Consider the following 1,089-nt stretch of genomic DNA (forward strand, 5'->3'; position numbering starts at 1 on the left):
TTTTCAGAGGTTCCTTAACCATTTTATTAGGAAATATTCCGATCAGTTCACTCGAGTGCACTGGATGAAAGTCCGCACCACTCAGCTCGATTGGTGTTATCACGCATATACCTGTCAACGAAAAGTTAATAGATTACCGTTTCACCGCCAGCAGAGCTAAGCCATCGCTCTGTTCTTTTTGTACGCCAGCGTACGGATAGATTGGCCTTTTATTTGTAATGCTTTATCGAGCGCCGGAACTGGGTGTTTTAGGCTTTTGGTGCTCATTACAAATTGTTAGGGAGTCAGTGTGAATAAAGAAAAACCAGAATATCGGATTCGACGAATCGGCATCGACATCAACAGTGCCATCGGCCAGCTATCGGCCGATGACGACATGGAAGCGGAGCGGTGCACACACAAAAAGCGGGGGAAGCTGGATACTGACTCGGGTGATTTCAAGGAAAAAATCAAGAAAGGCCGCCATAGACGCCAAGACTATTAGCGGCGTTGAGCCCAGCGCGCTAAGCGCAAGGTTTATGAACGGGAATTTCCCCATTCCTTGGCAAGCCGGAGATACCGCCTGCCACAGCATCCGGCCAAGCGTTAACAGCGAATTTCGGCCTGATGACACTTCTAATTTAATCAAACAAGATGGAGACTGCTCATGACTCAATCGGATTCAGCAAGACAGAATTTGTTGCTGGCCGCAATTCCGGAAGACACATGCGCGCGCCTTTTATCCGAACTGGAATTGGTGCAGCTGAATTGCGGCGAAGTCATTCACGAGCCTGGACGAGAATTGCGTTATGCCTATTTTCCAACGACTTGCATCGTGTCCAATGTTTATGTCGATCAAGACGGCACATCCAGCGAACTGGCCATTGTCGGCAACGAGGGCTTCATCGGCCTTGGCCTGTTCACGGGCGGGCGCACCATGCCGCATCAAGCCGTGGTCAGCCGCACCGGGTATGGTTATAGGCTACGGCTACAGTTGTTTATCGAAGAATTCGGGGCGGCACAAGGTATCGGCAACGACCAATCGTTATTTCGTTTGGTACTGCGCTACATCCAGGCATTGATGACCCAAATAGAAGTGGCTCCATTCGT

2 protein-coding genes are annotated in these 1,089 nt (G+C 49.8%); both read left to right on the forward strand.

Features of this window, described 5'->3' with window-relative positions; translation table 11 throughout:
- Positions 1-289 precede the first annotated feature (289 nt).
- Positions 290-484, forward strand: a complete 195-nt coding sequence (locus tag C2U68_RS20955; protein ID WP_140914415.1) for a hypothetical protein — start codon at positions 290-292, stop codon at positions 482-484.
- A gap of 162 nt (positions 485-646) precedes the next feature.
- Positions 647-1,089, forward strand: a 443-nt coding sequence (locus C2U68_RS20960) for a Crp/Fnr family transcriptional regulator (RefSeq protein WP_140914416.1), incomplete at its 3' end; no start/stop codon positions are given.

Origin of the sequence: Methylomonas koyamae (assembly GCF_006483455.1) — a bacterium.
Taxonomy (GTDB): Bacteria; Pseudomonadota; Gammaproteobacteria; order Methylococcales; family Methylomonadaceae; genus Methylomonas; species Methylomonas koyamae_B.